This is a genomic window from Bradyrhizobium sp. CB3481 (genome assembly GCF_029714305.1).
In the GTDB taxonomy this organism is placed as follows: Bacteria; Pseudomonadota; Alphaproteobacteria; order Rhizobiales; family Xanthobacteraceae; genus Bradyrhizobium.
The window spans coordinates 7,881,893-7,906,141 of sequence record NZ_CP121647.1 but is presented as its reverse complement, the minus strand read 5'-3'; the positions used below and the strand labels follow the sequence as shown (position 1 = coordinate 7,906,141).

Genomic DNA, 24,249 nt, shown 5'->3' with positions numbered 1-24,249 from the left:
ACAAGAGCGCGCTCGAAGAACGGAAAATTGAGATTCGTCAAAAGACCGGGACAATTCCGGCGTACTGAGAGTTTACCAAGGAGGACTACGACATGGCACGTGTTGCATTGGTTACGGGGGGTACGCGAGGCATCGGCGCTGCGATCAGCAAGGCGCTGAAGGCTGCAGGCTACAAGGTTGCGGCAAGCTATGCCGGCAACGACGCCGCCGCCGAGAAATTCAAATCCGAGACCGGCATTCCCGTCTACAAATGGGACGTCTCTTCGTTCGACGCCTGCACTGAGGGCATCAAGAAGGTCGAGGCCGATCTCGGGCCGATCGACGTGCTCGTCAACAATGCCGGCATCACCAAGGACGGCGCCTTCCACAAGATGACGCTCGAGCAGTGGAACGCGGTCATCAACACCAATCTCGGCTCCCTGTTCAACATGACGCGCCCGGTGATCGAGGGCATGCGCGCCCGCAAGTTCGGCCGCATCATCAACATCTCGTCGATCAACGGCCAGAAGGGACAATTCGGCCAGGTCAACTATTCCGCGGCCAAGGCCGGCGACATCGGCTTCACCAAGGCGCTTGCGCTCGAGAACGCCAAGGGCGGCGTCACCGTCAACGCGATCTGCCCCGGCTACATCAACACCGAGATGGTGCAGGCGGTGCCGAAGGAAGTGCTGGAGAAGAGCATCCTGCCGCTGATCCCGGTCAATCGCCTCGGCGAGCCCGAGGAGATCGCCCGGGCCGTGGTGTTCCTCGCCGCCGATGAAGCCAGCGGCATCACCGGCTCGACCATGACAATCAACGGCGGGCAGTACATGGTGTGATCGCGTTTCGTCGTTGCCGAGCTGCTGCTGCGTGTTGCAGTGGCTCATAAAAAGTCGTCATGCCCGGGCTTGTCCCGGGCATCCACGTCTTTACAACCAGCGGCAAGGAAGACGTGGATGGCCGGGACGAGCCCGGCCATGACGAAAGAATTTTGCCCATGACACTCCGCACCGCTACGCTGATCGGACTGACCGCGATCCTGATGTGGTCGCTATTGTCCGTGCTGACGGTTGCGACTGGCAAGATTCCGGCGTTCCAGCTCGCCGCTATGACGTTTGCGATCGGCGCGCTGGTCGCCTTTGCGAGCTTTCTTTTCCGGCCCTCCGCCTTTGCGGCCTTAAAGCAATCGCCCGTCGCCTGGGTCGTCGGCGTCGGCGGCCTGTTTGGCTATCACGCGCTGTATTTCCTCGCGCTGCGCTTTGCACCGCCGGCCGAGGCCGGGCTCTTGAATTATCTCTGGCCGCTCTTGATCGTGCTGTTCTCCTCGCTGCTGCCGGGCGAGCGGCTGGCGCCGCATCACGTCATCGGCGCGCTGCTCGGGCTTATCGGCACCGTGCTGCTGTTTGCCGGCAATGGCGCAAGCTTTGCGCCCGGCCAGATCCCGGGACTGGCGGCAGCCTTTGTCGCCGCCTTCGTCTGGGCGGCCTATTCGGTGATGTCGCGCAGGCTCAAGGCGGTGCCGACCGATGCGGTGGCCGGCTTCTGCCTCGCCACCGCGCTGCTATCAGCGCTGGTTCACGGCATGGTCGAGGTCACGGTGTGGCCGGAGACGATCGGGCAGTGGCTTGCGGTCATCGCGCTCGGCGTCGGCCCCGTTGGCGCCGCGTTCTTCGTCTGGGACATCGGCATGAAGCGCGGCGATATCCGCGTGCTCGGCGCCGCTTCCTACGCGACGCCGCTGCTGTCGACGGCGTTTCTCATTCTGGCTGGCTTCGCGCAAGCGACGGCGACGATTGCCATTGCCGCGATATTGATCGCCGGCGGCGGATTGATCGCAGCGAAGGATATGGTGTTGAGAAAGAGACCGTAGGATGGGTAGAGCGAAGCGAAACCCATCATCTCACCGCGTGGTTGCAATTGATGGGTTTCGCTTCGCTCTACCCATCCTACGAAATTGGCTCCCAGCCCTTCGGCGCCAGCTCGAATTTTGCGAATTCAAATCCCGGCGCAACGGTGCAGCCGACCAGCGTCCAGTCGCCATTGCTCTCGGCGGCCTGCCAGGCGTGCGGCGGGACGATCGCCTGCGGCGCTTCGCCTGCCGCAAGATCCGCGCCGAGCGTCACGCTGCGCTGCCCATGATCGTCAGCGATTTTCAGCGTCAGCGACGCACCCGCGTAATAGTGCCAGACCTCCACAGCATCGATGCGATGCCAGTGCGAGCGCTCGCCGCGCGCCAAAAGGAAATAAATCGCGGTCGACCGCGAGCGCCCCTCTGCATCCACGCCTTCATCGCGAAACGTCTCGCGATAGTAGCCGCCTTCCGGATGCGGCTTGAGGTCGAGCCGCGCGATGATATCCGCGGCTTGTTTCGGCAGCGCCATCAGGACTTGTTCTTGCGTTCGCGGAGCTCGCCGAACACTTTTTCGGCGCTCGCGCCCTTCATGTGCAGCGCCGCCGCCACCGACGGCTCGTCGGCGCGCAGGAATACGTTGGTCTTCTTCTCCTCGCCGAGCAGCACGGGAATCGTCGGCTTGTTCTCGGCGCGCAGCCGCGCCACTTCCTCGGCGCGCGCCTTCAGCGCGGGATTGTCGCCGTCGACGGTGAGCGCGAACTTGATATTGGAGGCGGTATATTCATGGCCGCAATAGAGTTTGAAATCGTCCGGCAGCGCGCGCAGCTTGAGCAGCGAATCCCACATCATCGGATAGGTGCCCTCGAACACGCGGCCGCAGCCGATCGAGAACAGCGTGTCGGCGGCGAATACCGCCTTTTCATTGTCGAACACGTAGGAGACGTGGTCGAGCGTATGTCCCGGCGTTTCCAGCACCCGCGCCAAAAGGCTGCCGACCTTGATCACATCGCCATGGGCCACGCGCAGGTCGACATTGGCGATCTTGGTCGACCTGTCGTTGGGGGCAACGACGCGGCAGCCATATTTCTGCTTCAGCTCGGCGACGCCGCCGACATGGTCGTGATGGTGGTGCGTGATCAAAATGTCGGTCAGCGTCCAACCCTCGCGCTCCAGCGCCTTGATGATCGGCCCGGCCTCCGGCGCGTCGATCGATGCGGTGGCCTTGGTCGCGACATCGTGGATCAGATAACCGAAATTGTCGCTGAGGCAGGTGAAGGTGCGAATTTCCGCGGCCATGACAGCTCCGTGCGTTAGGCTTTCAGCCCTATTAATCCCAAAGAAATATGGCGTTAACGCTTGCGCGGCAATGCCATTTTCGTTGCGCCGCAACGAAACACGGTGTGGTAGATTGTGCCCATGACCATCGACGTCATCGATCTCCGCGACTTCTATTCGCAGCGCCTCGGCATCGTGGCGCGGCTGTTGATCAACCGCGGCATCCGGGCGCGCTGGCCCGATGCGGCGGGGCAGCGCGTGCTCGGGCTCGGCTATCCGACGCCCTATCTCGGGCTGTTTCGTGAAGATGCCGAACGCTGCATCGCCTTCATGCCGGCGGCGCAAGGCGTGCTGAAATGGCCGACGGCGCGGCCGGCGCTGGCGACCCTGATCGATGAATTCTCGATGCCGCTGCCGGACGCGGCGGTGGACCGGATCCTGCTCGTGCATTCGCTGGAAATGTCAGATGATCCGGAGCGCCTGCTGCGCGAGGTCTGGCGCGTGCTGGCGCCGTCCGGGCGGCTGATCGCGGTGATTCCGAACCGGCGCGGTGTGTGGACGCGCACCGACAACACGCCGTTCGGCCACGGCCGTCCCTATTCGCGGGCGCAGATCACGCAATTGCTGCGGCAGACCTGGTTCACGCCGGCATCATGGGGCGAGGCACTGTTTCTGCCGCCGGTCGGCAACAGCTGGTTCCTGCGCTCGGCGATGGCATGGGAGCGCGTCGGCGCCGCGCTGTCGCTGCCGTTTGCCGGCGTCCATATTGTGGAAGCGACCAAGCAGGTCTATCGCGCGATCCCCGCGGGCCGCGAGCGCACGCGGCTGATTCCATCGCTGGAGCCGGTGCTGGTGCCGTCATCGACGGCAACGCGGGATAAGGCGTGATCTCTCAACACGTCGTCCCCGCGAACGCGGGGACCCATAACCCCAGGCGATAGTTGATTGAAAAAGATCGCCGCTCCGCATGCCTCAATGAGAGGCCGCGGCGTATGGGTCCCGGCTCGCGCTTCGCTTGGCCGGGACGACGAGATACTGAGTAAAATCTACCTACTCATTCCCCGGATTGAAATCTTCGCTCGGGGCGGCCGGCGCGGCCATGTCGGGGCGTGGGCCGTGCGGCCGGCGGCGACGGCGCGGGAAGCGTTCGCCACGGCCGCCCTCTTCATAACCGCCGGGCGCACCGTTCACCTGCGGCTGCGGGCCGGTGATGAAGGAGGGCAGGCGGTCGACGCCGCCGGTATCGGCAATCACCGGCTGCGGTTGCGGCTGCGGCTGATATTGCGGCTGGGGACGGTGCTCGCGGTCACGGTCACGGTCACCGCGATGTTCGCGCGGCTGCTGTTGTTCGCGCTGGTAGGGTTGGCCGTCGCCGCGATCGCGCTGATTGTTGTCGCGGATATAGGGCTGCGGCTGCTGCGGGACGAAGCCCGGCTCCTGGCCGAAATGCGAGAAGCTCTCGCCGTCGTCCTCGCTATCCTCGGTCGGCTGCACGTCGGCGTCGATGCGCGGCTGCGGCTGGTTCTGCCGGAACTGCTCCTGCGCGGCAGCGATCAGGCGGAAATAATGTTCGGCGTGCTGGTAGTAGTTCTCGGCGGCGACGGGATCGCCCGAAGAGCGCGCATCGCGTGCCAGCTGGACGTATTTTTCGGCAACATGCGAGGCGGTGCCGCGGATCTTGATATCGGGGCCGTTCGATTCGAACACCCGGGTCATCGGGTTTTGACCACGCCGGTTATTATTGTTGTTATTGTTGTTATTCCGGTTACGCATCCGCTTGTTGTTTTGACCGTTTCTCATGTCTCGCCTTCTATTCCAGCCCTGAAATTATTCCGTTGCCTAGCTAGCCCGAGCCTTTGCGGCGCGCGCGAAGGCGCACCGAATCACGATGCCGTTCGAATTCATGTCATCGATGTCGCCAACCATCGCGTTCAGCAAAGACGCGTTCCCCAACCGGCCGCGAATCAGCCGCGTGCCGGACCAAATCGTTTAGCCTGCCAAAATCAGCCTAATCGTCTTGCGTGACGGCTTCGCGTGATCGGCTGTTGCGTAAGTCTTCAACCGCAATATCAGGCTTTCGTTCGCTTTAAGGCCAAGAGCAGCACACTTCGGTTATTGCGCTCAATTCGACCTGCGTTTGGAACCTTTCACCCGGCGGGCTCTCGTTTCGAGAACGCCGGCCTCACCGTATCGCCTTACGGGGCCGGTAACCCTGGACCGATGTTATGGGCGGAACGTAGTCGCTCCCGGCGAATATTCCAAGGGGTTTTTTTGCGTTCCCGGCGGACTTTATCGGGCCATTTTGTGGCCCGCGACCGCCCTCGGAATGCCCCCCAGATCGGCCCTGGGCGTGGTCGTTGCCGTTAACCCTGCGGCTACCATCAGGGCCTGGATCTGGCTCGTTTGGCCCGCCCCCGCTTCCACGATCAGGGCGCCGCCCGGCGCCAATAGATCGGCCGCCTGCGGGATCAGCGCGCGGTAAGCGTCCAACCCGTCGGCGCCGCCGTCCAATGCCGCAATCGGGTCGTGGTTCCTCACCTCCAGGGCCAGGGCGGCGATATCAGCCGAGCGGATATAAGGCGGGTTCGACACGATCAGATCGAACGGGCCGGACAGCCCGCTCGCATAGTCGCAGGCGAGGAACGCCGCGCGGTCCGACAACCCCGCGCGCGCTGCGTTCGCAGCGGCGGTCTGCAGGGCGCTTTCCGAAATGTCGGTGCCAAACCCTCGCGTCGCCGGCAGTTCCGACAGCAGCGCCAGCAGGATCGCGCCGGTCCCGGTGCCGAGATCGGCGATGCGTAGCGGACGATTAAGGTCTCCGCCGGCGCGCAGCAGTTCCAGCGCCAGTTCGACCACCGTTTCGGTATCAGGCCGCGGCACCAGCGTTGCCGGCGAGAGGCGCAGCGGCAGGCCCCAAAATTCCTTCTCGCCGATGATACGGGCGACCGGCTCGCCGGCGAGCCGGCGGTTGGCGAATTCTTCAAGCCGTGCCGATTCGTCTGGCGTCAGCCGGCGCTGTGCGGCTGATATCAGGCCGGTCAGGTCGAGGCCGAGGGCGTGACCAAGCAACAGCCGCGCATCGAGTTCGGCCGAATCATTTGCAGCGGATTTGAATCTCGCAGCGAGCGCGCGACGCGCGGTCTCGACGGTTTGGCTGGCGAATGAAGTCATGTGGCGATCGCCTCGCACCGGCAGTGCGGCAAACTCGATGTCGTCCCTGCGAACGCAGGGACCCATAACCACAGCTTTTTGTTGTTGCGAAAGGTCGCCGCCGAGACCGCCCATACCGAGAGGCCGCGGCGTATGGGTCCCCGCTTTCGCGGGGACGACGGCTGGATGCCGCTCACGCCGCGGCGCCCTGTGCGGCGAGTTGCGCCGCCTGGTGCTCGGTGGTCAACGCGTCGATCAATTCGCCCAGCGCTTCGCCTGAAATCACCTGCGGCAATTTATAAAGCGTCAGGTTGATGCGGTGGTCGGTGACGCGCCCTTGCGGAAAATTATAGGTGCGGATGCGCTCGCTGCGGTCGCCGGAGCCGACCTTCTCCTTGCGGTCGGCCGAGCGCGCCGCGTCGACGCGCTGGCGCTCGGCGTCGTAGATGCGCGAGCGCAGGATGTTCATCGCGGACGCGCGGTTCTTGTGCTGGGAACGGCTGTCCTGCATCATCACGACGATACCGGTCGGAATATGCGTGATGCGGATCGCCGATTCGGTCTTGTTGACGTGCTGGCCGCCGGCGCCTTGCGCCCGCATGGTCTCGATCCGCAAATCCTCGTTCTTGATGTCGACATCGACATCTTCCACCTCGGGCAGCACCGCAACGGTCGCCGCCGAGGTATGAATGCGCCCCTGCGTTTCGGTGTCGGGCACGCGCTGCACGCGGTGCACGCCGGATTCGAATTTCAGTTTTGCAAAAGCGCCGCGGCCCTGCACCTCGGCGATGATTTCCTTGAAGCCGCCGACCGTGCCTTCCGAGGCCGAGATCACCTCGACCTTCCAGCCCTGCAGACCAGCGAACCGCTCATACATGCGGAACAGGTCGCCGGCGAACAGCGACGCCTCGTCGCCGCCGGTGCCGGCGCGGATTTCCAGCATCACGTTGCGGTCGTCCATGGCGTCCTTGGGCAACAGCGCGACGCGGATCTTCTGCTCCAGGTCGGCGACGCGTGCCTGCAGCGTTTCCAGCTCGGCCTCGGCCATGCTGCGCATTTCCGGATCGGTGGCGGCATCGGCCAACAGCTGCTCGGCGCCCGCGATCTCGGCCCGTGCCGAGCGATAGGCCTTCACCGCGTCGATCAGCGGATTGAGCTCGGCGAGCTCGCGCGTGATCTGGACGTATTTTTCCGAATTGACCTGGCCCAGCAGCTCGGCCTCGAGCGAGGCGTGATGGGCGAGCAGGATATCAAGTTTGGCTTCGGGTAGCATGGCGTTGTTCTCAAGGGGGAATGCGGGCGGTGTTGTCGGGACAAGCCTCGCTACAACGACAGCCCTTCCGCTTCCGCGAATTCCGTCAGCTTCTGCCGGATCGAGACACTGCCGGCCGGCGCGTCGAGCAGCGGCATCAGGGCCGCCTCGGCCTTCCTGGCGTCGAGGTCCAGGATCATTGCCTTCACCGGGCCGTGGCCGGTGGCCGAAAGCGACAGCGAACGGTAGCCGAGCGCAATCAGCGCCAAGGCGCCAAGCGGTTTTGACGCCATCTCGCCGCACAGCGAGGCCGTCTTCTTCGCCTCCTGCGCCTTGCGCACGATGTCGCGCAGCGCCCGCAGGATCGGCGCCGACATGGTGTCGAAGCGGTCGGAAACCTTGGCATTGCCGCGGTCGACCGCGAACAGGAACTGGAACAGGTCGTTCGAGCCGACCGAGACGAAATCGACCTTCTTGAGGAGCTCGTCGAGCTGGTAGAGCAGCGCCGGCACCTCGACCATGGTGCCGACGTCGATCCGTTCCGGCAGCGCATGGCCGTGCTGGCGCAAATAGGTCAGTTCGCGCTCGACGATCGCTTTGGCCTGGTCGAACTCGACGACATCGGAGATCATCGGGAACATGATCTTCAGCGCGCGGCCGCCGCCGGCGCGCAGCAGCGCGCGGATCTGGCCGCGCAACAATCCGGGACGGTCGAGCCCGAGCCGGATCGCGCGCCAGCCGAGCGCCGGGTTCTCCTCGATCACGGTCTCCATGTAAGGCAGGGCCTTGTCGCCGCCGATATCGAGCGTGCGGAACGTCACCGGTTTCGATCCGGCAGCATCCAGCACGGTGCGATAGAGCGCGAGCTGGTCGGAGGAGCGCGGCAGGCTTTGCCCGACCATGAACTGCAGCTCGGTGCGGAACAGGCCGATGCCGGCGCTGCCGGTGTCGTCGATATGCGGCAGGTCGATGACGAGGCCGGCATTGATCATCAGCTCGACCCGCTGGCCGTCTTTGGTCACGCAGGGCTTGTCGCGCAGCGCGGCATATTGCGCCTGCCGCCGGGCGCGGAAACGCACCCGCTCGGCATAGGCCGATTCGATCTCGGCCGAGGGGCGGATGTAGATCGAGCCCGACGTGCCGTCGACGATGATGGCGTCGCCGGGGTCGGCGATGCCGGGCGCGTTCGGGACTTCGCCGACCGCGGGGATTCCGAGCGCGCGCGCCACGATCGAGACATGCGAGTTGGCGGTGCCTTCCTCCAGCACCAGGCCGCGCAGCCGCTTGCGGTCGTAATCGAGTAGCGCCGCCGGGCCCATCGCGCGCGCGATCAGGATGGCGTTTTCGGGAAGCTGCTCGCGCGATGGCGCGTGATCCTGCCCGACCAGTTGCCGCATCAGGCGGTGGCCGAGGTCTTCCAGGTCGTGCAGGCGGTCGCGCAAATAGGGATCGGTCGAGCGCAGCATGCGCGCGCGGGTGTCGGACTGCACGCGCTCGACGGCGGCTTCGGCGGTGAGGCCGGTGGCGACCGCCTCGTGCAGCTTGTGCGACCAGCCGTGGTCGTTGGCGAACATCCGGTAGGCTTCCAGCACGTCGCGATGCTCGCCGCTCTCGGCGACGTCGCCGCGTTCCAGCATGCGGTCGAGGTCGGCGCGCAGCTTGGCCAGCGCGGCATCGAGCTTCTTGATTTCCTTCGGCAGGTCTTCGGCGATGTAGTTGGTGATGACGACGCGCGGCTCGTGCAGCACCACATGGCCGAGCGCAATGCCGTCGGAGAGGATCGCGCCGGTCTTGTGCAGAGAGTGCCGCGCCGCCGGTTCCGCGCCGGGCTGCGCCAGCGCCGCCAGCTCGCCGGAGGCGATCATTTCCGCCAGCACCATGGCGGTGGTCTGCAGCGCCTCGACCTCTTCCTCGACATAGGTCCGCTTGGCGCGGTTCTGCACGACCAGCACGCCGAGCGTGTTGCCGGCGCGCAGGATCGGCACGCCGAGGAACGAATGGTAGATTTCTTCGCCGGTTTCCGGGCGGAACGAGAACGCCGGATGGCTTTGCGCGTCGGAGAGGTTGAGCGGGCTCGCCTCGCTGGCAACGAGGCCGACGAGGCCCTCATGCGCGTTCAGCACCGTGCGGTGCACCGCGTCGCGGTTCAGACCTTCGGTGGCGTAGAGTTCGAGCGTGTTATCGATGCGCAGCACGTAGCAGGAGCAGACCTCGGCCACCATGTTGGCCGCGATCAGCACCACGATCTTGTCCAGCCGTTCCTGGGCCGAGACCTTCTCCGCCATGGTTTCGCGGAGCCGTCTCAACAAGACGCGGGGGCCTCCCGACGTGCTCCGCATGTGTTGATATCCTCCCCCGCAAGGCCAGCCCGCCGGGTGGCCGGCAGCTGGCGTGAAACGCACCAAAACCAACAATTTTATTCATTCGGCGCTGCCGCAAGGCACCTGATCCCGCCGAATGGGATCGCCAACGATGGCGCAGTGTGCGGCAACCCACCTCTCTAGGCCTATAGCCAATCGAGGCTTGCTTTGCCAAGCAAAACGCCTGCCAGAAGCAATAACGTATGTGTCAGGGCCGATGCTGCGCCAGCGAAGCGCATGATCCGCCAAACTGACCGGTCTGACGATCAGACCATGCGCTAAATTTGAGAGAAAATCGTTCTAAGTCTGGTCGAGCCCGTAGAGCGTGTGCAGCGTGCGCACCGCAAGCTCGGTATAGGCGGCGTCGATCAGCACCGAAAACTTGATTTCGGAGGTGGTGATGGCGCGGATGTTGATATTGCGCTCGGAAAGCGCCTTGAACGCCTTGGCCGCAACGCCGGCATGGCTGCGCATGCCGCTGCCGATCACCGAGACCTTGGAGACGTCGGTGGCGCTGTCGAGCCTGATATAGCCGATCTTGCCCTTTGCCGCGGTGATGGTCTCGCGGGCGCGGTTATAGTCGGCGGCCGGAACGGTGAACGTGAGGTCGGTGGTCTTGCCGTCCTCGGAGACGTTCTGCACGATCATGTCGACGTTGATATTGGCGTCCGCCAGGGGGCCAAAGATGGCTGCGGCAACGCCCGGCTTGTCCTCGATCTGGCGCAGCGAAATCTGGGCCTCGTCCTTGGTGAAGGCGATGCCGGTGACGACGTGGCTTTCCATGATTTCCTCCTCACTGCAGATCAGCGTGCCCGGCGGCGTTCCGTGCGGGTCGATATCCTCGGGCTTGTCGAAGCTGGAACGGACGAAAACGGGCATGTTGTGCACCATGCCGAGTTCCACCGAGCGCACCTGCAGCACCTTGGCGCCTAGCGAGGCCAGTTCCAGCATGTCCTCGAAGGCGATCTTGTCGAGGCGCCGCGCCTTGGGAACCACCCGTGGATCGGTCGTGTAGACCCCATCGACGTCGGTGTAGATATCGCAGCGGTCGGCCCGGAGGGCGGCGGCAATCGCCACCGCCGAGGTGTCAGACCCGCCGCGCCCGAGCGTGGTGATTCGGTTGGTCTGCGGATTGATACCCTGGAAGCCGGCGATGACGGCGACTTCCTTGCGATCCTTGAAACGGTGGACGATCTCGCTGCCGTCGATCTCGAGTATCCGCGCCGAGGCGTGGGCGTCGGAAGTCTTGATCGGGATCTGCCAGCCCTGCCAGGAGCGGGCCTGGATGCCCATGCCTTGCAACACGATCGCCAAGAGGCCCGAGGTCACCTGTTCGCCGGATGCCACTACCGCGTCATATTCCCGCGCATCATGCATCGGCGAGGCGTCGCGGCACCAATCCACCAGCTCGTTGGTCTTGCCGGCCATCGCAGAGACGACGACGGCGACATCATGCCCGGCATCGACTTCGCGCTTGACGTGCCGCGCGACGTTGCGGATTCGGTCGATATTGGCGACGGACGTGCCGCCGAATTTCATCACGAGGCGGCCCATGACGACGCGTGCATTCCCTGTGAGGATAAGTTAGGTGACCCGTACGGAAAGTGGAGCGCCCGGGTCGAAAGCGGCGTATACATAGCGGCGCGGTCCGGGGCAAGCACCCCCGGTTTCGTTTTCGATCCAAAATGGCGTAAATTGCTGTGGTAGCGGGTTAATTCAGGGCGAGCGTATGGGCCGGTATATCGACGAAATACTGCAGCCCGGGGAAAGGGTGCTGTATTCGACCAACGCGCATTGGATATTCTTCTTGCCGGCGATCATCGGCTGGATTGTCGCGGGCGTATTCCTGGTGCTCTCGGGCATGGTGCCGGCGGGCCCATCCGCACTGATCTGCCTGTCGCTGGCGGGGGTATCGGCCATCGCGGCGTTGTACAAAACCGCGACCGCCTGGTTCCATCGATGGACCACCGAGACCGACGTCACCAATTTCCGTGTCGTCCACAAGACCGGCTTTGTTCAGCGGCAGACGTTTGAAATGAGCGTGGACAAGGTCGAGAGCGTCGACGTCAACCAGAGCATCCTCGGCCGCATCCTCAACTACGGCGATGTCACGGTCCTCGGGGTCGGCGAGGGCGGCAAGACCCTCGATATGATCGCTTCGCCGTTGGCATTTCGCAATGCCATCACGGCACGACCGGCCGGCGCGTAAATCATGGCTATGCAGCAAAATTCTTCCGCCGGTCTCTCCGCCACGGGCAGCACGGTGGACCCGGCTGAGGTCGCGAAGTTTTCAAAACTCTCCGATGAATGGTGGGACCCCAAGGGCAAAATGGCCCCGCTGCACAAGATCAATCCGCTGCGGCTGGCCTATATCCGCGACGCGGCGTGCCGCAAGTTCGACCGCAACGCGCGGAGCCTGAGCTGCCTGTCGGGCCTGCGGATCCTCGATATCGGCTGCGGCGCGGGCCTGTTGTGCGAGCCGTTCACGCGGCTCGGCGCGCAGGTGATCGGGATCGATCCGTCGGCGACCAACATCGCCGCCGCCAGGCTGCATGCCGAGAAGGGCCATCTGTCGATCGACTACCGCTGCATCACGGTGGAGGAGATGGACCACCGCGAGCGCTTCGACATCGTGCTGGCGATGGAGGTGGTCGAGCACGTCACCGACGTCGGCGCGTTCATCGCCCGCTGTGCGGCGATGGTGAAGCCGGGCGGGATCATGGTACTCTCGACGCTCAACCGCAACTGGAAGAGCTTTGCGCTCGCCATCGTCGGCGCCGAATATATCCTGCGCTGGCTGCCGCGCGGCACCCATCAGTGGGACAAGTTCGTCACGCCGGACGAGCTGACGCAGCACCTCGCCAACAATCGCTTTGCCATCACCGACCAGGCCGGCGTGGTCTACAACCCACTCGCCGACCGCTGGAGCATCTCGTCCGACATGGACGTGAACTACATGGTGGTGGCCGAGGGGGCGTGAGTTGATGCCGACGCTTTAGCGGTATCACCGCTGTCGTCCCCGCGAACGCGGGGACCCATACTCCGCGGCGCCAATTGGGTTACGAGACGTCTGCCATTCCTGCTCACATCAGAGAGCACGGCGTATGGGTCCCTGCCTTCGCAGGGACGACAGGCATGCGTGCGCACGTCATCCCGCCACAACTCGTCATCCCCGCCACCGGGTCGCGCGAACGCGCGCCCGATGACAGGCTCCGGCGGGGATCCAGTACGCCGGGAAGGCTGAGATCAAGCCGATAGGCCGCGGCGTACTGGGTCGCCCGGTCCTAGTGCGCAAGTGCGCACAAGGCCGGGCGATGACAGCGGAGTTTTGTTGCGCCCGATTGCCCATTGCCCCCGCTGTCGTCCCTCCAAGCGCAGGGTTTGGCGCGCGCGCAATCCTGTCATGACACTGATCCCGTTGACCTAACGCATCCTGCCCGGCACGGTGCAACGATTTCCCGCCGGTATCCCCAATGTTCTCCGTCGCCACGCTCTGGATTCCCTTCACCATAATTGCCGCGCTCAGCCAGGTCGCGCGCAATGCGATGCAGCGGTCGCTGACCGGGCCGCTCGGGACCTGGGGCGCCACCAACATCCGTTTCCTGTTCGGCTTTCCATTCTCGATTGTCTTCTTCGCGCTCGTGGTGGGGGTGACGGGCGATGCCGTGCCGTGGCCACCGGCGATGTTCTGGCCGTGGCTGCTGCTCGGCGCGCTCAGCCAGATCGTTGCCACCGGCTTGATGCTGGTGGCGATGAACGACCGCTCGTTCGTGGTGACGACGGCCTATATCAAGACCGAGGCGATCCAGACCGCGATCTTCGGCTTCATCTTCCTCGGCGATCATTTGACGCTGTTGAAGATGGTCGCGATCGTGATCGCGACCATCGGTGTGGTGATTACAGCGCTGAGGCCGGGCGGCGAAAAAGGCTTTGCAGAGCTCAAGCCCACCATCATCGGCCTGGTTGCGGGCGCGGGCTTTGCGCTCTCGGCGGTCGGCTTTCGCGGCGCCGTCATCGCGGTGCCCGGCGTTTCCTTCGTGACGGCAGCGTCCTACACGCTGGTGTTCGGCCTGTTCGTGCAGACGCTGGTGCTGACGATCTACCTGCTCATGCGTGCGCCCGACGTGCTCAGGAAAATCCTGGGGCTATGGAAACCTTCGATGCTCGCGGGCTTCATGGGCGCCTTCGCTTCGCAGTTCTGGTTTCTGGCGTTCGCGCTGACGGCGGCGGCGAACGTGCGTACGCTGGCGCTGGTCGAGGTGCTGTTCGCGCAAGGAGTGTCGTATTATTCGTTCAAGCAGCCGATGTCGCCGCGCGAAGTCTCGGGGATCGTGCTGATCGTGATCGGTGTGGCGCTATTGGTGGCGGCATAGACGGTGCCGTAGGGTGGGCAAAGGCGCGTAGCGACGTGCCCACCATTCTAGTCACCGATGTTGCGGATAGATGGTGGGCACGCTGTCGCTTTGCCCACCCTACGGCATCACGCCTCGCCTCAATTCCGATCTTCCGGCAGCACCGGCAGCGGCGAGACCTCGACGCCCTCATCGATCAGCGCGCGGGCTTCTTCCGCCGAAGCTTCGCCGTAGATCGGGCGGTGTTCGATATCGCCATAATGCATCTTGCGCGCCTCGTTGGGGAAGCGCTCGCCGACATTGTCGGCGTTCTTGACGATGTGATCGCGGAGTTCCTTCAGCTTGGCGCGGAGTTCGCGCTCCTGCGCCATCAGCAGCGGCGTCGATTCCGGTCCGGCCGCTTCAGCAGGGGCCGGCGCGGGCGCGGCCTGCTCGCGGCCCTTCTTGGTCACGATCTGCGGGGCCATGATCGCACGCTCGACCTTGACCGAGCCGCAGGACGGGCAGCTCACCAGCTTGCGCTTTTCCTGCCCTTCATACGCCGCGGAGCTTTGAAACCAGCTTTCGAAAGCATGGCCCTTCTCGCAGCGAAGGTTGTAGCGGATCATGCCGAGCCCCGGACGAGATGCAGGTGCTCGGGGCCGGCCTTGGGATCGGCAATGCCGAAGCGGCGTCCGTGCTGCAGCGATGGCACGCTCCTGCGGGCGGCCTCGACCTTCGACGGATCGATCTCGGCGAGGAACACGCCGGGATCGACGCCGCCCTCGGCGAGAATTTCGCCCCAGGGCGCGATGATCAGCGAATGACCGTAGGTCTCGCGCTTGTTCTCATGCATGCCAGCCTGCGCCGCCGCGAACACGAAGCAGCCGTTCTCGATGGCGCGGGCGCGCAGCAGCGTATGCCAATGCGCTTCGCCGGTCTTTTTGGTGAAAGCTGAGGGCACCGTGAGGAACGACGCGCCGGCCTCGGCCAGCGCCCGATAGAGCGCCGGGAAGCGCACGTCGTAGCAGATCGTCAGGCCGATCCGGCCCCAAGGCAGGTCCGATATGACCGCCGTCTCGCCCGGCTGGTAATTGGCTGATTCGCGATAGCTCTCGCCGCCGGGCAGGTCGATATCGAACATGTGGATCTTGTCGTAGCTGGCGAGCAGATGGCCGTCCGGCCCGATCAGGAACGAGCGGTTGACGGCGCGCTCCGGCGAAAAGCGCAGCGCCAGCGAGCCGATATGGAGATGGATCTTCAGTTCCGCGGCGAGCGCGCGATAAGCCTTCAGCGACAGATCGTCTTCCTCGGATGCAAGGTGCTCGAACAGCGCCTTGCGGTTCAGCTGCATCATGTTGCTGACTTCGGGCGTCAGCACATAGTCGGCGCCTTGCCCGACCGCCTCGCGGATCAGGGCGATGCCCTGCTCGAGGCTCGGCTCGGGCAACAGGCCGGTGCGCATCTGCACCATGGCCGCGGTGAAGGTCGATCCAGCGCTCATGAGGAAGCCTTTTCTGCCGCCAGGAGGCCATCGAGCTTGCCCGCGCGGTCCAGCGCATAAAGCTCGTCACAGCCGCCGACATGGGTTGTGCCGATGAAGATCTGGGGGAAGGTCGAGCCGTGGCCGGCGCGGTCGTACATTTCGTCGCGGTAGGCCGGGTCGGTCGCGACGTTGAATTCGGTGAACGCGGCATTCTTGCGCGTCAGCAACGATTTGGCCGCGGTGCAATAGCCGCAGCCCGGGCGGGTATAGATTTCAACGGCAGCAGTCATGGGACGCTCTGATCAGCCAAGTCTTTTTGTCGGGTCTTTGAATTACAAGTCTTTGAATTATATGGGAGGGCGGTGGCTGTCCACAACCCGCGCGAATACCAGCACGTCGACCTGCGCGGCCTTGGCGCGGAGCAGGGCGCGGGCGCAGGCATCCGTCGTGGCGCCAGAGGTCAGGACATCGTCGATCAGGATGACGCGGCGGCCGGCGATGTCGGCGCTGCGCTCGGGCGCGACCTTGAACGCGCCTTGAACATTGGCGGCGCGCTGCGGACGGGACAGCCCGATCTGCTGCTCGGTGGGGCGGATGCGGCGAAGCGCCTCGGCGGCCAATTTCACACCGCTTTGCCGCGAAATCACCCGCGCCAACGCGCCTGACTGGTTGTAGCGCCGGCTCCAGCCGCGCCGCCAATGCAGCGGAACCGGCACCAGCACGTCGGCCTCGTCGAGCAATTCCTTGCCGGTGCGGGCCATCCAGCGGCCCATCGCGGGCGCGAGATCGGTGCGGTCCTGATATTTCAGCGAATGCACCAGCGTGCGGGCGATGTCGTCATAGCGCACCGCAGCGCGGGCGCGCTGGTAAGCCGGTGGGTTTGCGATCGCCTCCATCGACAGCAATTCCGGACCAGGGTCGTAGACAAAGGGGATGCCGAGCCGCGGGCAATAAGGCGGTTCGATGAACGACAGCTTTGCCCAGCACGACGCGCAGACGCCCTCGCCATCGACCGGCTCGCGGCAAGAGACGCACTGCGTCGGCAGCGCAATGTCGAGCGCAAGCCGCGGCAGATGCGCGAGCACGTCGCGGCAAGCGCCGAGCACGCCGCGCAGATGGTCGGAGATGGAGCGTGGTGATGCCTCGGCGCTCATGTCGTGAGGCTAGCGCCCCCCTGCGCCCCGCTCAAGTCGGTGGACTGTTCTTATCTGGCCCCGGCATCCGGCTCTTTCGGAAGCACGGGCCGGAAGAACGATCGCTCATAGCGGATGAAGCAGCGAGTTTGCTTTGCAAAGGCCACTGCCTTCTGAACGTCTGGATCTGCGGCGCTATCTTTCCGATATTGTTCATAGGCCGCGAAGCTCGGGAAGCTGAATATCGCTAGGGCAACATCACTCGCTCCTTCCGATGGCAGGAAGTACCCGTGGTGGATGCCGCCGAATCTCGGGACCAGTTCCAGCCACATCCTGCCGTAAGCTTCGAATTCGGCGAGTTTGTTCGGATCGACTTCGTATCGCAGGTAACAGGTGATCATCGTCTCGTGCTCCGTCGCGCCTCGAACCTAGCGCTCACTGTTAGCGCGGCCGCCGGCGTGCGGTCACGCCTGAACTTCGCGAAAAGAGGCTTGCTTCGTGATTTGAGGCTTGAAGAGGATTGAGGTCTATCGCTGATGGTCGTACCAACCGGCATGGCCTCGAACCCGACCGTCGCGCCCACCATATTCGATCGTGCGCTCTTGCGCGCGCGACGCGACCGCGCGCGGCGCAGCGCGCCTGCGACGTTTCTGCTCGATCGCGTTCGGGAAGATTTCGAAGAACGGCTGCAGGCGGTGACGCGGAATTTCGCCGACGTGGCCGATATCTGGACGCCGGGCGAATTGCTGCGCAAGCCGTTGGCCGATCGTTTCCGGTCGATCGTGCGCATCGATCCAGATGCATCGGAAATTCTGCCGTTGCAGCCGGAATCGCTTGATCTCGCCGTCTCGGCGCTTGCGTTTCAGTTCGTCAACGATCTGCCGGGTGTGCTGGCGCAGATGCGCCGCGCGCTCAGGCCCGACGGGCTGTTGCTCGCCGCGATGATCGGTGGCGACACGCTGACCGAGCTTCGGCAATCGTTTGCCGCGGCGGAGGCCGAATGCGAGGGCGGGGTGTCGCCGCGCGTGGCGCCGTTTGCGGATTTGCGCGATATCGGTGCGCTGCTGCAGCGGGCCGGGCTGGCGCTGCCGGTCACCGACGTCGACCGCGTCGTGGTGCGCTATGACAATGCATTTGCGCTGATGGCCGATCTCAGGCGGATGGGTGCGAGCAATATTCTGGTCGAACGGCGGCGGACGCCAACCCGCCGCGCCACGATGCTGCGGATGGCGCAGATTTACGGCGAACGCTTTGCCGATCCCGACGGCCGCATCCGCGCGACGTTTGATATTGTCTGGCTATCCGGCTGGGCGCCGCACGAGAGCCAGCAGAAGCCGCTCAAGCCCGGCTCGGCAAAAGCGAGTCTGGAAGCGGCGGTGAAGAAGGCGAAGCGCGATTGACGCGTAGTTCCGTTCAGCGGAAGGCGCCGACAGGCCCCCCAATTTCTACTGTGCATGGGGTTGTTTTCGCGATTTTGCGTCCTGGTCCTGCGTGGGCCGGCTTTACATCAATAAATCAATCAGATGCGGGATCAGCGGAATATCCGCTGGAGGCATCGGGTAGTCGCGCAGCTTGTTGGCGCGCACCCAGGCCAGTTGCTGGCCCTCGCGTGCGACGACCAGGCCTTCCCAGCGCCGGCAGATGTAGAACGGCATCAACAGATGGAAGTTGTCATAGGCGTAGCTCGCGAAGGTCAGCGGCGCCAGGCACGGCTCGCTGACGTCGATACCGATCTCCTCGTGCAGCTCGCGGATCAAAGTCTGCTCTGGTCGCTCGCCGGGCTCGACCTTGCCGCCGGGAAATTCCCACAAGCCCGCGAGCGCCTTGCCCTCCGGCCGCTGCGCGATCAGCACGCGCTTGTCGACGTCAACGAGGGCGCAGGCGACCACGAGGGTGAGCTTGATGTCCGCCATGCGCACTCTCTCGCTTACGACCGGTAGTCGCCGTTGATCGCGACATATTCCTTGGTGAGGTCGCAGGTCAGCACGCGGTCGCGGCCCTTGCCGAGGCCGAGGCCGACCTTGATTTGGATCTTCGGGCTCTTCATCACCTCGGAGACCTCAGCCTCGTTGTAGGACGGATCGCGCGCACCGCTCTTGGCAACGCGGATGCCGTTGAACGAGATCGAGAGCTTGTCGCGGTTGGCGGGCTCGCCGGCCTTGCCGACCGCCATCACCACGCGGCCCCAGTTCGCATCCTCACCGGCGATCGCCGTTTTCACCAGCGGCGAATTGGCGATCGACATCGCGATCTTGCGCGCCGAGGGCTTGGTGGTGGCGCCTTCGACGACCACCTCGACCAGCTTGCGCGCGCCTTCGCCGTCGCGGGCCACCTGTTCGGCGAGGTCGGCCAGTACGCCGTGAAACGCCTTGGCGAATGCCTTGAGGCGCGGGTCGCTGGCCCGGCTGATCTTCGGCGCGCCATTAGCCGCGGCGGCGCCGGTCGCAAACGCCAGCAGCGTGTCCGATGTCGAGGTGTCGCTGTCGATCGTGATGGCGTTGAAGGTATCCTCCACGCCGCTCTTGAGCAGCGCCTGTAGCACGGCGGACGACAGCGGCGCGTCCGTGAACACAAAGGACAGCATGGTCGCCATATCAGGCATGATCATGCCGGCGCCCTTGGCCATGCCGTTGATGGTCACCTTGGTCTTGCCGAGTTTTACGGTCGCGGTCGCGACCTTCGGGAAGGTATCGGTGGTCATGATCGCCTTGGCCGCGCCCATCCAGTCGTCGGGCGTGGCGGTTTCAGCCAGTGTCGCCAGCACGCCGTCGAATTTGGTGGCATCGAGCGGTTCGCCGATCACGCCGGTTGAGGCGAGGAACACGTCGGATGTCGAGCAGCCGACCGCCTTTGCGGCGATCTGCGCCGTCAGCGCCGTCGACTGCTTGCCGGTCTTGCCAGTGAAGGCGTTGGCATTGCCGGAGTTCACCACCAGCGCGCGGGCTTGCCCGCGGCCGAGCTTGGTGCGGCACCACTCCACCGGGGCCGATGGACATTTCGACTTGGTGAACACGCCGGCGACGGTGGTGCCCTTGTCCATCAGCGCAAGCAGCACGTCGGTACGCCCCTTGTAGCGGATGCCGGCGGCGGCGGTCGCGAGCTTCACGCCGGCGATCGCGGGCATTTCGGGAACGTCGGTCGGGGCGAGGGGGGAAACAGTGGTGGACATGCGAGCACCTTCTTCGACCAGATCAATCCAGGCCGGGCCTGCCGGCTTCAAGCGTGGTCCGGCGCCCTGAACCGGCGGTCCGGACATGAAACGGCCGGGCGCTTCGGCCCGGCCATGACGATGCTAGATACTATTGGTCTCGAAGAAGTGACAGCGATTTTTTACTTCTTCGCCGGCGGCGCCATCTTGGAGTCGGCGGGCTTCGGAGCCTCGGTCTTGGCGGCCTCGGCCGGCTTGTCCATGCGCTCGACCTTGGCGGCCTCGCGCAGCTTGGCGACGTATTCGGCCTGCGCCTTGCGCGTCACATAGGTCTCGATCTGGGCCTTGACCTGATCGAACTCGGGGGCCTTGCGGGCGCGCTTTTCCTCGACCTTGATGATGTGCCAGCCGAACTGCGACTTGACGGGGTCGGAGATCTTGCCCGGCTCCAGCGTGAAGGCGACGGCGGAGAATTCCGGCACCATCTGTTCCTTGGTGAAGAAGCCGAGATCGCCGCCATCGGAGGCGCCGGGGTCCTTGGACTTCTTCTTCGCCAGCTCGGCGAAGTCGCCGCCCTTCTTCAATTCTTCCGCGATCGCCTTGGCCTCGTCCTCGGTCTCGACCAGGATGTGCCGGGCGTGGACTTCCGTTTCACCGGTGATCTGCTTGGCGGCCTCCTCATAGACCTTCTTCATGGCCTCTTCGGTGGTCGCGGCCTTGCCCTCGCTGGCGAGCAGGCTGTCCATCAAAAGGCGGCTGCGCGTGAACGCCAGGCGCTTCTTGAAGTCTTCGGAGTTCTCGATCTTCTTGTCCTCGGCGGCCTTGGCGACGATCTTCAGGTCGATCAGGAAGGCCAGCACATTGTCCTTCTTGGTCGCCGGGTCCATTTGCGCGAGGCTGGGGCCAAGTTCCTCTTCCGCGAGCGCCACGTCGCTCTGGCGGATCTCGACACCGTTAACCTTGGCGAGAACGGGATTGTCCTGGGCGCGTGCCGGCAGGCTGGTGGCCAGAACCGCGGCCAGGCAGGCCGTCACAGCCAGGGAGGTCACGCCGAAACGCAAGCCGGTTTTCGTTTCCGGGAACGAGGTGGTCATGGAAAATCCTTGTCTTGAAGAGAGGGCGGCAAAGGCGGCGGGACACTCGCCCAATCAAGCGGCCTTGGCAACGCGAAAAGTCTGTCAAAATGATGAATTCCTTGACAGACGGACGCACGTTGACAAGGCCCCCACCCGGCCATATCTGTGCCGGAACCTACAGCGGCGACAGCGCTTATTTTGCTGCGTTTTTTGCCGTTGAACCTTGGATTGCTTAATTCCCACTCATTAGCGGATGACGCCCCGGAACGGGGTATGTGCCGCGATGCGTCACGGTGAGTTGATAGGCAACTTGGTGGACCACGTCACGGCTTGCAACGCAAGTAACGGCAAAGGCAGGAATTGGCATGATCGGCGCGCTCGCCCGCAAGTTTTTCGGCTCCGCCAACGACCGGCGGGTGAAGGGATATCAATCCCGCGTCAACGCCATCAACGCGCTTGAACCCGAAATCTCCAAACTGTCAGACGAGGCGCTGAAAGCGCGTACCGCCGAATTCCGCCAGCAGCTCGCCGAGGGCAAGACGCTCGACGACATCCTGGTGCCGGCGTTCGCCACCGTGCGCGAGGCCGCCAAGCGCACCCTCGGCCAGCGGCACTTCGACGTCCAGCTGATCGGCGGCATGGTGCTGCACGAGGGCGACATCGCCGAGATGAAGACCGGCGAAGGCAAGACGCTGGTGGCGACGCTGGCGGTCTATCTCAACGCGCTCGCCGGCCGCGGCGTTCATGTCGTCACCGTCAACGACTACCTCGCCCGCCGCGACTCCGGCTGGATGGGCCAGATCTATTCGTTCCTCGGGATGACCACCGGCGTGATCGTGCACGGCCTCGACGACGCTGAGCGCAAGGCGGCCTACGCCTGCGACATCACCTACGGCACCAACAACGAATACGGCTTCGACTATCTGCGCGACAACATGAAGTACCGCCTGGAGGACATGGTCCAGCGCGGGCACTATTACGCGATCGTCGACGAAGTCGACTCGATCCTGATCGACGAGGCGCGCACGCCGCTGATCATCTCCGGCCCGCTCGACGACCGTTCGGACTTCTACAACACCATCGATACCTTCATGCCGCAGCTGCAGAAGGTCGTCGACTTCGAGGTCGACGAGAAGCAGCGCACGGTGACGCTGACCGAAGGCGGCATGGAGAAGATCGAGACGCTGCTGCGCGACGCCGGCCAGCTCAAAGGCGAGTCGCTCTACGACGTCGAGAACGTCTCGGTCGTGCACCACGTCAACCAGGCACTGCGCGCGCACTCGCTGTTCACCCGCGACAAGGACTACATCGTCCGCGAAGGCGAAGTCGTCATCATCGACGAGTTCACGGGACGCATGATGCCGGGACGGCGCTATTCGGAAGGCCTGCACCAGGCGCTGGAGGCCAAGGAGCATGTCCAGGTCCAGCCTGAAAACCAGACGCTGGCCTCGATCACGTTCCAGAACTATTTCCGCATGTACGAAAAGCTGTCGGGCATGACCGGTACGGCCGCGACCGAAGCCGACGAACTGTTCGACATCTACAAGCTGGAGGTCGTGGAAATCCCGACCAACGTACAGGTGGCGCGTCTCGACGAGGACGACGAGGTCTACCGCACGCAGGGTGAGAAATACGCCGCGATCCTGGCCGAGATCGAGCGTGCCAATGCACGGCTGCAGCCGGTGCTGGTCGGCACGGCCTCAATCGAGAAGTCGGAAGTGCTGGCCGAGTACCTTAAGAAGCACGGCTACAAGCAGATCGATTTCGGCAGCGAAGCCGGCATGGAGAAGCTCTATGCCGCGGCCCGCGCCGGCAAGCCGGCAAAACTGTTCGCGGTCTTGAACGCGCGCTTCCATGAGCAGGAAGCCTATATCGTCGCCGAGGCCGGCGTGCCCGGCGCGATCACGATCGCGACCAACATGGCGGGACGCGGCACCGACATCAAGCTCGGCGGCTCGCTCGATATGCGGATCCAGCAGGAGACCGCCACGATTACCGATGAGGCCGAGAAGGCGAAAAAGATCGAGCAGATCAAGGCCGACATCGAGCGCTTCCGCGAGATCGTGCTGAAGGCCGAGGAAGTGGTGGAGGTCGAGCCCGCCAAGGGAAGCAAGCCGGCCAAGACAGTGACCAAGCCCGGCGGGCTCTACATCATGGGCTCGGAGCGGCACGAATCCCGCCGCATCGACAACCAGCTCCGCGGCCGTTCCGGCCGTCAGGGCGATCCGGGCCGCTCAAAATTTTTCCTGTCGCTGGAAGACGATTTGATGCGGATCTTCGGCTCCGACCGGCTCGACAGCATGCTGCAACGGCTCGGCCTGAAAGAGGGCGAGGCCATCATCCATCCCTGGATCAACAAGGCGCTGGAGAAGGCGCAGCAGAAGGTCGAGGCCCGCAACTTCGACATCCGCAAGAACTTGCTCAAGTTCGACAACGTCCAGAACGACCAGCGCAAGGCGATCTTCGACCAGCGCGTCGACCTGATGAAGGACGACAGTGTCGCCGAGACCGTCACCGACATGCGCCACGCCTTCATCGACGACGTGGTCGCCAAGCACATCCCCGAGCATGCCTATGCCGAGCAGTGGGATACCGCGGGGCTGAAGGACGAATTAAAGCGCGTGCTCGACGTCGATCTTCCGGTCGACGAATGGGCCAAGGAAGAGGGCATCGCCGACGAGGAACTGCTGGCGCGCATCGAGAAGCACGTCGACGAGCGCATGGCCGCCAAAGTCGCGCAATGGGGCCCCGACGTGATGCGCTACGTCGAGAAGACCATTCTGCTGCAGACGCTGGACCATCTCTGGCGCGAGCATCTGATCATGCTTGACCATCTGCGCCAGGTGATCGGCCTGCGCGGCTATGGCCAGCGCGATCCCTTGCAGGAATACAAGCTGGAAGCCTTCAATCTGTTCGAGACCATGGGCGCGCATCTGCGCGAAGCCGTCACCGCCCAGTTGATCCGCGTCGAGATCGTGCCGCCGGAAGAGCAGCAGCCGGTGCTGCCGGCGATGGAGGCGCACAAGTTCGATCCGAACACCGGAGAGGACGAGCTGGCTTTCGCCAACGTCTCGCTGGTGCCCCAGGTCGCCGCCGCCGATCGCGATCCGAAAAACCCCGCCAGCTGGGGCAAGGTCGGCCGCAACGAGGACTGCCCCTGCGGCAGCGGCAAGAAGTTCAAGCACTGCCACGGCAAGTATGCTTAGG

Annotated in this window: 23 protein-coding genes; 8 read left to right on the top strand and 15 right to left on the bottom strand. The window is 64.2% G+C overall.

Going from position 1 to position 24,249, the window contains the following annotated elements:
* The first annotated feature begins 92 nt into the window (after nt 1-92).
* Nucleotides 93-818, top strand: a complete 726-nt coding sequence (phbB, locus tag QA643_RS38050) for an acetoacetyl-CoA reductase (protein WP_283030971.1) — start codon at nt 93-95, stop codon at nt 816-818.
* A 158-nt stretch (nt 819-976) separates the two neighbouring features.
* Complete coding sequence (locus QA643_RS38045; RefSeq protein ID WP_283030969.1) at nt 977-1,849, top strand: EamA family transporter; 873 nt, start codon at nt 977-979, stop codon at nt 1,847-1,849.
* A 76-nt stretch (nt 1,850-1,925) separates the two neighbouring features.
* Here the strand turns inward: QA643_RS38045 and QA643_RS38040 are convergent, their stop codons facing one another.
* Complete coding sequence (locus QA643_RS38040) at nt 1,926-2,354, bottom strand: cupin domain-containing protein (RefSeq protein ID WP_283035062.1); 429 nt, start codon at nt 2,352-2,354, stop codon at nt 1,926-1,928.
* A gap of 5 nt (nt 2,355-2,359) precedes the next feature.
* Nucleotides 2,360-3,127, bottom strand: a complete 768-nt coding sequence (gloB, locus tag QA643_RS38035; RefSeq protein ID WP_283030967.1) for a hydroxyacylglutathione hydrolase — start codon at nt 3,125-3,127, stop codon at nt 2,360-2,362.
* 120 nt (nt 3,128-3,247) lie between these two features.
* On the opposite strand from gloB, the gene QA643_RS38030 reads away from it, so the two are divergent.
* A complete protein-coding gene (locus QA643_RS38030; RefSeq protein ID WP_283030965.1) occupies nt 3,248-3,994 on the top strand; it encodes a methyltransferase domain-containing protein in 747 nt (248 codons plus the stop codon).
* A gap of 162 nt (nt 3,995-4,156) precedes the next feature.
* Here the strand turns inward: QA643_RS38030 and QA643_RS38025 are convergent, their stop codons facing one another.
* The 5 genes from QA643_RS38025 to QA643_RS38005 form a co-directional block, all read right to left on the bottom strand.
* Entirely contained in the window at nt 4,157-4,906 is a 750-nt protein-coding gene (locus QA643_RS38025) for a DUF4167 domain-containing protein (protein WP_283030963.1), read from the bottom strand.
* A 489-nt stretch (nt 4,907-5,395) separates the two neighbouring features.
* On the bottom strand, nt 5,396-6,277 hold the full coding sequence (prmC, locus tag QA643_RS38020) for a peptide chain release factor N(5)-glutamine methyltransferase (protein WP_283030961.1): 882 nt from the start codon (nt 6,275-6,277) through the stop codon (nt 5,396-5,398).
* A 172-nt stretch (nt 6,278-6,449) separates the two neighbouring features.
* On the bottom strand, nt 6,450-7,529 hold the full coding sequence (prfA, locus tag QA643_RS38015) for a peptide chain release factor 1 (RefSeq protein WP_283030959.1): 1,080 nt from the start codon (nt 7,527-7,529) through the stop codon (nt 6,450-6,452).
* Nucleotides 7,530-7,579: 50 nt separating this feature from the next.
* Nucleotides 7,580-9,847 carry a phosphoenolpyruvate--protein phosphotransferase gene (gene ptsP, locus QA643_RS38010; RefSeq protein WP_283030957.1) on the bottom strand — a complete coding sequence of 756 codons (2,268 nt, stop codon included), beginning with the start codon at nt 9,845-9,847 and terminating at the stop codon, nt 7,580-7,582.
* A gap of 321 nt (nt 9,848-10,168) precedes the next feature.
* The gene (locus QA643_RS38005; RefSeq protein ID WP_283030956.1) at nt 10,169-11,422 is read right to left on the bottom strand and encodes an aspartate kinase; all 1,254 of its coding nucleotides are present in this window, start codon (nt 11,420-11,422) and stop codon (nt 10,169-10,171) included.
* Between the two features lie 175 nt (nt 11,423-11,597).
* On the opposite strand from QA643_RS38005, the gene QA643_RS38000 reads away from it, so the two are divergent.
* From QA643_RS38000 to QA643_RS37990, 3 genes are all read left to right on the top strand, one after another.
* Complete coding sequence (locus QA643_RS38000; protein WP_283030954.1) at nt 11,598-12,077, top strand: PH domain-containing protein; 480 nt, start codon at nt 11,598-11,600, stop codon at nt 12,075-12,077.
* Nucleotides 12,078-12,080: 3 nt separating this feature from the next.
* Nucleotides 12,081-12,848, top strand: coding sequence for a bifunctional 2-polyprenyl-6-hydroxyphenol methylase/3-demethylubiquinol 3-O-methyltransferase UbiG (gene ubiG, locus QA643_RS37995; protein ID WP_283030951.1), 768 nt, complete (start codon nt 12,081-12,083; stop codon nt 12,846-12,848).
* 493 nt (nt 12,849-13,341) lie between these two features.
* Entirely contained in the window at nt 13,342-14,241 is a 900-nt protein-coding gene (locus tag QA643_RS37990; protein ID WP_283030949.1) for a DMT family transporter, read from the top strand.
* Between the two features lie 119 nt (nt 14,242-14,360).
* Here QA643_RS37990 and QA643_RS37985 read toward each other — a convergent pair whose 3' ends face one another.
* From QA643_RS37985 to QA643_RS37965, 5 genes are read right to left on the bottom strand one after another with little or no spacing between them, the layout of a single operon-like run.
* Nucleotides 14,361-14,828: a DUF1178 family protein gene (locus QA643_RS37985; RefSeq protein WP_283030947.1), complete on the bottom strand. Its 468-nt coding sequence runs from the start codon at nt 14,826-14,828 to the stop codon at nt 14,361-14,363.
* Nucleotides 14,825-15,703 carry a carbon-nitrogen hydrolase family protein gene (locus tag QA643_RS37980; RefSeq protein WP_283030944.1) on the bottom strand — a complete coding sequence of 293 codons (879 nt, stop codon included), beginning with the start codon at nt 15,701-15,703 and terminating at the stop codon, nt 14,825-14,827. The genes QA643_RS37985 and QA643_RS37980 overlap by 4 nt, the downstream gene beginning before the upstream one ends.
* On the bottom strand, nt 15,700-15,975 hold the full coding sequence (gene grxC / locus QA643_RS37975) for a glutaredoxin 3 (protein WP_283030942.1): 276 nt from the start codon (nt 15,973-15,975) through the stop codon (nt 15,700-15,702). The genes QA643_RS37980 and grxC overlap by 4 nt, the downstream gene beginning before the upstream one ends.
* A gap of 57 nt (nt 15,976-16,032) precedes the next feature.
* Nucleotides 16,033-16,839, bottom strand: coding sequence for a ComF family protein (locus tag QA643_RS37970; protein WP_283030940.1), 807 nt, complete (start codon nt 16,837-16,839; stop codon nt 16,033-16,035).
* Nucleotides 16,840-16,889: 50 nt separating this feature from the next.
* Nucleotides 16,890-17,219 carry an NIPSNAP family protein gene (locus tag QA643_RS37965; RefSeq protein WP_283030938.1) on the bottom strand — a complete coding sequence of 110 codons (330 nt, stop codon included), beginning with the start codon at nt 17,217-17,219 and terminating at the stop codon, nt 16,890-16,892.
* Between the two features lie 135 nt (nt 17,220-17,354).
* Between QA643_RS37965 and QA643_RS37960 the strand changes: the two genes are divergently transcribed.
* On the top strand, nt 17,355-18,218 hold the full coding sequence (locus tag QA643_RS37960) for a methyltransferase domain-containing protein (RefSeq protein WP_283030936.1): 864 nt from the start codon (nt 17,355-17,357) through the stop codon (nt 18,216-18,218).
* Between the two features lie 102 nt (nt 18,219-18,320).
* Here QA643_RS37960 and QA643_RS37955 read toward each other — a convergent pair whose 3' ends face one another.
* From QA643_RS37955 to QA643_RS37945, 3 genes are all read right to left on the bottom strand, one after another.
* Nucleotides 18,321-18,731: a (deoxy)nucleoside triphosphate pyrophosphohydrolase gene (locus tag QA643_RS37955; RefSeq protein ID WP_283030935.1), complete on the bottom strand. Its 411-nt coding sequence runs from the start codon at nt 18,729-18,731 to the stop codon at nt 18,321-18,323.
* Nucleotides 18,732-18,745: 14 nt separating this feature from the next.
* On the bottom strand, nt 18,746-19,987 hold the full coding sequence (gene argJ / locus QA643_RS37950; protein ID WP_283030933.1) for a bifunctional glutamate N-acetyltransferase/amino-acid acetyltransferase ArgJ: 1,242 nt from the start codon (nt 19,985-19,987) through the stop codon (nt 18,746-18,748).
* A 161-nt stretch (nt 19,988-20,148) separates the two neighbouring features.
* A complete protein-coding gene (locus tag QA643_RS37945) occupies nt 20,149-21,060 on the bottom strand; it encodes a peptidylprolyl isomerase (protein WP_283030931.1) in 912 nt (303 codons plus the stop codon).
* A 347-nt stretch (nt 21,061-21,407) separates the two neighbouring features.
* Between QA643_RS37945 and secA the strand changes: the two genes are divergently transcribed.
* On the top strand, nt 21,408-24,248 hold the full coding sequence (gene secA, locus QA643_RS37940; protein ID WP_283030929.1) for a preprotein translocase subunit SecA: 2,841 nt from the start codon (nt 21,408-21,410) through the stop codon (nt 24,246-24,248).
* Nucleotide 24,249: the final 1 nt, after the last annotated feature.